Origin of the sequence: Arthrobacter agilis, assembly GCF_002953615.1 — a bacterium.
GTDB lineage: Bacteria > Actinomycetota > Actinomycetes > Actinomycetales > Micrococcaceae > Arthrobacter_D > Arthrobacter_D agilis_B.
Genome location: NZ_CP024915.1, coordinates 1069363 through 1076712 on the forward strand (window position 1 = coordinate 1069363; position 7350 = coordinate 1076712).

The 7350-nt window shown below is 71.5% G+C and carries 7 protein-coding genes; all 7 read left to right on the forward strand.

Going from position 1 to position 7350, the window contains the following annotated elements; genetic code table 11:
- Positions 1-34 precede the first annotated feature (34 nt).
- On the forward strand, positions 35-1588 hold the full coding sequence (locus CVO76_RS05130) for an anthranilate synthase component I (protein ID WP_133081833.1): 1554 nt from the start codon (positions 35-37) through the stop codon (positions 1586-1588).
- On the forward strand, positions 1585-2496 hold the full coding sequence (locus CVO76_RS05135; RefSeq protein WP_208741019.1) for a Trp biosynthesis-associated membrane protein: 912 nt from the start codon (positions 1585-1587) through the stop codon (positions 2494-2496). The genes CVO76_RS05130 and CVO76_RS05135 overlap by 4 nt, the downstream gene beginning before the upstream one ends.
- 118 nt (positions 2497-2614) lie before the next feature.
- On the forward strand, positions 2615-2920 hold the full coding sequence (locus tag CVO76_RS05140; protein WP_133081835.1) for an HGxxPAAW family protein: 306 nt from the start codon (positions 2615-2617) through the stop codon (positions 2918-2920).
- Positions 2921-3745: an indole-3-glycerol phosphate synthase TrpC gene (gene trpC, locus CVO76_RS05145; RefSeq protein WP_208741021.1), complete on the forward strand. Its 825-nt coding sequence runs from the start codon at positions 2921-2923 to the stop codon at positions 3743-3745.
- Between the two features lie 187 nt (positions 3746-3932).
- Positions 3933-5297 (forward strand): tryptophan synthase subunit beta, encoded by a 1365-nt coding sequence (gene trpB, locus CVO76_RS05150; RefSeq protein ID WP_208741023.1) that lies wholly within the window; start codon positions 3933-3935, stop codon positions 5295-5297.
- Complete coding sequence (gene trpA, locus CVO76_RS05155; protein WP_208741025.1) at positions 5297-6166, forward strand: tryptophan synthase subunit alpha; 870 nt, start codon at positions 5297-5299, stop codon at positions 6164-6166. Before trpB ends, trpA begins: the two co-directional genes overlap by 1 nt.
- Positions 6163-7350, forward strand: a 1188-nt coding sequence (gene lgt / locus CVO76_RS05160) for a prolipoprotein diacylglyceryl transferase (RefSeq protein ID WP_208741027.1), incomplete at its 3' end; no start/stop codon positions are given. The genes trpA and lgt, both read left to right, overlap by 4 nt.

Here is a 7350-nt window from a genome sequence, read left to right on the forward strand (position 1 = left end):
GCCGGCCGTCCCGATGTGAAAGGACCCTGACGCCATGGAGCAGCTGGGCACGATCCGCCCCACCCTCGAGGAATTCCGCGAGCTGGCCCAGGGCCGCCGTGTGGTCCCCGTGCACCTCAAGGTCCTCGCGGACTCCCACACGCCCATCGGCATCTACCGGAAGCTGGCAGCCGGGCAGCCCGGGACGTTCCTGATGGAGTCCGCGGCCGTGGGCGGGGTGTGGTCGCGCTACTCCTTCATCGGCGCGCGGTCCCGTGCCACGCTGACCACCCGCGACGGCGAGGCGCACTGGCTGGGTGAACCGCCGGCGGGGGTCCCGGTGGGCGGTGACCCCGTCGAGGCCCTGCGCCTCACGGTCGAGGCGCTCCGCACGGAGCGCTTCGAGGAGCTGCCCCCGTTCACGTCCGGCATGGTCGGCTTCGTGGGCTGGGAGGCCGTCCGGCACTGGGAGCGGCTCACCAGCCCGCCCGAGGACGACCTGCTGCTGCCCGAGCTGGCGATGTGCCTCGTCTCCGACCTGGCCATCCACGACAACGCCGAGGGCTCCCTGACCCTCGTGGCGAATGCGATCAACTTCGACGGCACGGACGAGCGCGTCGACGAGGCCTGGCACGACGCCGTCGCGCGGGTCCGCGCGATGCTCGCCACGCTCGTGGCTCCCGCCGAGCTCGCCGTGTCCGTCATGGCACCGGACGCGCCGACAGCCGAGGCGTCCATGGACCGCGTGCGTGAGTCCTGGTTCGAGCCCGACTACCTGAAGGCGATCGAACGCGGCAAGCGGGCCATCGTGGACGGCGACGTCTTCCAGGTGGTCATCAGCCGCCGCTTCGAGATCGAGTGCGACGCCTCGGCCCTCGACGTCTACCGCATCCTCCGCACCACGAACCCGAGCCCCTACATGTACCTGTTCAGCCTTGAGGACGCCGAGGGGCAGGGCTACTCGATCGTGGGCAGTTCGCCCGAAGCCCTCGTGACGGTCACGGGCGACGAGGTCATCACGCACCCCATCGCCGGTTCCCGCCCCCGCGGGAGGACCACCGAGGAGGACCGCGACCTCGCCGTCGAGCTCCGCGCCGACACCAAGGAGAAGGCGGAGCACCTCATGCTCGTCGACCTCGCGCGCAACGACCTCTCGAAGGTCTGCGTACCGGGCAGCGTCGACGTCACGCAGTTCATGGAGGTCGAGAAGTTCAGCCACATCATGCACCTCGTCTCCACCGTGGTCGGCAGGCTCTCGCCCGCCAGGAGCGCCTACGACGTCCTGGCGGCGACCTTCCCGGCCGGCACGCTCTCCGGCGCACCCAAGCCACGCGCGCTGCGCCTCATCGACGAGGTGGAACCCCACAGGCGGGGCATCTACGGGGGAGTGGTGGGCTACCTGGACTTCGCCGGGGACATGGACATGGCGATCGCCATCCGCTCCGCGCTCCTGCGGAACGGGAAGGCCTATGTGCAGTCCGGCGGCGGGATCGTCGCCGACTCCGTCCTCGAGGCCGAGGCACTCGAGACGGTCAACAAGGCAGCAGCGCCACTGCGCGCGGCACTCACGGCGGCCGGCCTGCGCCCGGCGACGGCGGACGTGCCGTGAGCGCCGCGGAGGGACCGGCACCGCGCCGCTTCGCGCGCCGCGGGATCGTGGTGATGGGGATCGTGGTCCTCGCACTGCTCGCCTTCGGCTCGACGACCCGGACCTGGCTCTCGGTGCGCCTGCCGCAGGATGCCGTCCAGATGCCCGACCTCGCCATCGCGGGCAGCGACGCGGCGACCCCCGTGACGGCGTTCGCGCTCGTGGCGCTGGCCGCGGCCCTCGCCGTCTCGATCGCCGGCCGGGTGGCGCGCTGGATCATCGCCGTCATCCTCGTGCTGTCCGGCGTCGGGATCGCACTGTCCAGCGCATCCGTGGCCCTCGATCCCGCTGGAGCGGCAGAGCCGGCCATCGGCACTGCCATCGGTGTCAGCGGCCTGACCGGAGCCGAGGCGAGCGCGACCGGCATGCCCTGGCTCGCCGTCGTGGCCGGGATCCTGCTGGCATTCGCCGCCGCCTGGGTGGTCCTGGCGGGCCGGACCTGGGGGGTGAACCGGCGGTATGACGCCGGCGCGTCCCGGGTCGGGCGGACTCCTGGAGGCGGCCTCCGACCCGGCGCGCCGGTCCCGTCCACCGGTGACGTCGCCCCCGGCGCCGTCTCCGACGACGCCGCGCGGACGGCTGGGCCGGGCGTGTCGACCCCGCCCACCCCGCCCACCCCGCCTACCCCGTCGGTGCCCACGGCGGAGCGGGATGCGGGGCGCGACGACAGTTCCGACAGTTCCGGCAGTTCCGGCAGTGCTGTGTCCGACGGCTCCGGCAGCGGCGCCGAAGACGCTCCGCCGGTACCGGGCACCGGCCCGGTCGAGGCCCCCGGCTCCGCGCGCACGCCGACAGGGCGCACCAGCTCCCACGCGGACGAGATCGACAGCTGGGACGAGCTCTCGCGCGGCAACGATCCGACGCGCTGACCTCTTCCCCGGCCACGCCTCCCGGAGCCGCCGTCCGCTGGCTCCACCACCATCCACGTTCCGCCGGGTCACGCCATCAATGGCAGAATGGAACGGAACCCGTTCGAAGGAGATTTCCATGGCATCCGAGACCCGCACCTCCGCTACCCGCAACACCCCCGCGAACCACGCCCAGATGGGCGACGAGACGATCGGTCACGGCAACAGCCCCGCGGCGTGGACCTGCGTGTTCATCATGCTGGCCGGAGCCGCACTCGCCTCCTTCGCCTACATCCTCGCCAGCACCGAGGGCAATCACGATTTCGGCACGCTGCTCTTCTGGGTCGGCATCGGCATCATGTTCGTCGGCCTGATCGTCGGCTTCATCATGCGCAGGATCGGCTACGGCGTGGGCGGATCGAAGCTCAAGAACAACGGCCACTAGATGACGGTCCTCGACGACATCATCGTCGGCGTCCGCGAGGACCTCGCGGAGCGTCGCCGTAGCCTTCCCCTCGAGGACGTCCGGGCCGCAGCCCTCGCCGCACCCGCTCCGCTCGACGCCTTCGAGGCGCTCGGGGCAGGCCGGGGCGATGCCCTGGCGGTCATCGCCGAGGTGAAGCGGAGCAGCCCGTCCAAGGGTGCCCTGGCCGACATCGCCGATCCGGCGGCCCTCGCCGCGTCCTACGAACAGGGCGGTGCCGCCGTCATCTCCGTGCTGACGGAGCAGCGGCGTTTCGGTGGATCGCTCGCCGACCTCGACGCCGTCCGCGCCGCCGTGGGCCTCCCCGTGCTCCGCAAGGACTTCACGGTGGACGAATACCAGATCTGGGAGGCCCGCGCCCACGGAGCCGACGTCGTCCTCCTGATCGTCGCGGCCCTCTCCGACGAGGAGCTCACCTCGTTCCTGGCCCTGACACACCGGCTCGGGATGAACGCGATCGTGGAGACGCACACGGCGGAGGAGGTGCGGCGTGCCGCGGCCGCGGAGGCCCGTATCATCGGCGTGAACGTCCGGAACCTCAAGACGCTCGACATCGACCGCGGGGTCTTCGCGGAACTCGCGCACCTCGTCCCCGCCGGCGCGGTCGTCATCGCCGAGTCGGGCGTGCGGGACGCCGCCGATGTCGCCGACTACGCAGGACACGGCGCGCACGCCGTCCTGGTGGGGGAGGCACTCGTCCGGCACAACGATCCGGCCGCCACGATCGACGCGTTCAAGGAGTCAGGCCGCACGGCCTTGCAGGACAGGGCCGCAGCGCACACCTGACCGACGCCGGGACCCGCGGCCGGCCGGGCACACGGGCAGGCCCGGGATCCGGCGCCGACGCGGCCGGCAGTTCAGCCCGGCAGCAGTACAGCGAGCACGAAACAGGGGCCGGCCATCGCCGGTCCGAGACGGACCCGGACGGCAGAGCCACCCGGGTCAGGACCAACAGGACGGGACAGCTGAAGTCATGACCGACACGCACCAGGACACGGGCAACCCCGGAGCCGGCGACGGAGCAGCGGACGCCATCGACGCGGGGACGGCCGAGGCCTTCCTCAGCCACGACCAGAGCCTCCGCCACGCTCCCGGCCCCTACTTCGGCGCCTACGGCGGACGCTGGATGCCGGAATCACTGATCGCCGCGCTCGACGAACTGCAGGACACGTTCGACAAGGCCAAGGCCGACCCCGAGTTCACCGCGCAGGTCGCCGACCTGAACCGGAACTACGCCGGCAGGCCGTCGCTCCTCACCGAGGCGCAGCGCTTCGCCGAGCACTGCGGAGGCGTCCGCGTGTTCCTCAAGCGCGAGGACCTGAACCACACCGGCTCGCACAAGATCAACAACGTGCTGGGCCAGGCCCTGATCGCCAAGCGCATGGGCAAGACCCGCGTGATCGCGGAGACCGGCGCCGGCCAGCACGGCGTCGCGAGCGCCACCGCGGCGGCCCTGCTCGGCCTCGAGTGCGTCGTCTACATGGGCGCCGAGGACACGCGGCGCCAGGCCCTCAACGTCGCACGCATGCAGCTGCTCGGGGCGACGGTCATCCCCGTCACCAACGGTTCGCAGACGTTGAAGGACGCCATCAACGACGCCCTCCGCGACTGGGTGGCCAACGTCGAGACCACGCACTACCTCCTCGGGACGGCAGCCGGAGCGCACCCGTTCCCCGCGATGGTGCGCTACTTCCACGAGGTCATCGGGGAGGAGGCTCGCGAGCAGATCCTCGACCAGGCCGGCAGGCTCCCCGACGCGATCTGCGCCTGCGTCGGTGGCGGGTCGAACGCCATCGGCATGTTCCACGGCTTCCTCGACGACCGCGACGTCGCACTCTACGGCTTCGAGGCGGGCGGCGACGGCGTCGAGACCGGCCGCCACGCGGCCACCATCACCCTGGGACGCCCCGGCGTCCTGCACGGCGCGCGGTCCTACCTCATGCAGGACGAGGACGGCCAGACGATGGAGTCCCACTCCATCTCCGCGGGCCTCGACTACCCCGGCGTCGGTCCGGAGCACGCGTACCTCGCCGACATCGGACGGGCGCACTACGAACCCATCACCGACGCGGAGGCCATGGAGGCGTTCCGCCTCCTCAGCCAGACCGAGGGCATCATCCCCGCCATCGAGACGGCGCACGCCCTCGCCGGTGCCATGAAGGTGGGTCGGCGCCTCGCTGCGGACCTCGGGCCGGGGGAGCAGGCGTCGGACAAGATCGTCGTCGTGAACCTCTCCGGTCGCGGGGACAAGGACGTGGCGACCGCCGCGGGCTATTTCGACCTGCTGCCGGACGACAGCGCCGAGCAGGAGATCGCCCAGGAGGGTGAACAACTGTGATGACGCATTCGACCGGACCGACGCCTCCCGTGGACGTCCCTGATCCCGCTCGCTCCAGGACCGGTTCGGCCGCCAGCGGTTCGAAGGCCGCCGCCGCGATCGAGAAGGCGCGCAGCGAGGGCCGCGCAGCACTCATCGGCTACCTGCCCGCAGGGTTCCCCGATGTCCAGACCACCATCGACGCCGGCATCGCCATGGCCCAGAACGGCGTGGACCTCATCGAGATCGGCATCCCCTACTCGGATCCCGTCATGGACGGCCACGTCATCCAGGAAGCGACCGTCGAGGCTCTCGCCAACGGCTTCACCGTGCCCCGGATCTTCGACGTCGTCGAGGGCATCACCCGCAGCACGGACGCCGCCGTCCTGGTCATGACCTATTGGAACCCCGTCATGCGGATGGGAGTCCGTGCGTTCGCCGAGCGCCTCGCCGCAGCAGGCGGCGCCGGACTCATCACGCCGGACCTCATTCCCGACGAGGCCTCCGAGTGGCTCGAGGCATCCGAGGAATTCGGCCTCGACCGCGTCTTCCTGGTCGCCCCCTCCACGTCTCCGCAGCGCATGCAGGACACCGTCGACGCGAGCCGCGGCTTCGTCTACGCCGTGTCCGTCATGGGCGTGACCGGCGCCCGTACCTCGGTCGGCGCCGCCGCCCGCGCCGTGGTGGATGCCGCCCATGCTGCCGGCGCGGAGCGTGCCTGCGTGGGCCTCGGTGTCTCGACCTCGGCCCAGGTGCGCGAGATCGGTGCCTATGCGGACGGCGTCATCGTCGGTACGGCCCTCGTCGCCGCACTGCGCGACGGCGGCGTGGAAGCCGTCGCCGAACTCACCCGGGAGCTCAGCACCGGCACGGCGAAGGCCCCGGCATGATCGGCGGCGGCCTCGCGGCCTCGATCCCGAGCCCACCCGCAGCCTGGGCCAGTTTCGACCTCGGACCGCTGACCATCCATGCCTACGCGCTGTGCATCCTCGCCGGCATCATCCTGGCGCTCATCCTGACGCAGAGGCGCTTCGTGTCGTTCGGCGGCTCCGCCGACACCGTGTGGGACATCGCGATCTGGGCCATCCCGTTCGGTATCATCGGCGGCCGGCTCTATCACGTGTTCTCCTCGCCCGACGCCTACTTCGGGCCCGAGGGGGACCTCGCCCGGATCCCGCAGATCTGGCAGGGCGGCCTCGGGATCTGGGGTGCGATCGCTCTCGGCGCCGTCGGAGCGTGGATCGGTGCCCGACGCGCAGGAGTGAGGCTCTCGGCCTTCGCCGATGCGGCAGCCCCGGGCGTCCTCCTCGCGCAGGCCGTCGGCCGCCTGGGTAACTGGTTCAATCAGGAACTCTTCGGTGCGCCCACCACCCTTCCGTGGGGCCTCGAGATCGACGCCGACAACGCGAACTTCCCGCTCGACCAGGAACCGGGCACCCTGTTCCACCCGACGTTCCTCTACGAGCTCCTGTGGAACCTCGCAGGCGTCGCGCTCCTGCTCCTGCTCGCGCGGCGTTTCCGGCTCCGCGGGGGGCGCATGTTCTGGCTCTACGCCGCGTACTACACGCTCGGACGCGTCTGGATCGAGACGCTGCGCATCGACGACGCCGAGATGGTCACCCTGTTCGGCGTGACGCAGCGGCTCAACGTCTGGACGAGCATCGCGGTGTTCCTCGTGTCGCTCGCCGTGCTCGTGTTCCTCGCGGTCAAGCGCCGTCCCGCCGACGACCCGTCCGTGTATCTCCCCGGTCGCGAGCCCGAGCCGCAGGACGGCACCGGGCTGCAGGACGGCACCGCGCCCGGCGCTACGGCCGGTGGCACGGCCAAGACCGCAGGCACAGACGATCCGGGGGCCGGATCGAACGCGGCCGACACGGGCAGGACCGGTGCCGAGGCACAGGCCGCCGACGCGGTGAAGGCCGCCGCCACAGCGAAGGCTGCCGACACAGGCGAGGCCGGTGACACGCGCAAGGCCGGTGGAGCGGTGAAGGCCGATGCACCGGCGGCATCCGAGGCCGGGACCCGGCGTGTCGCAGCGGCGGGTCCCGTCCCAGGAGGCGACGGCACGGGGCCG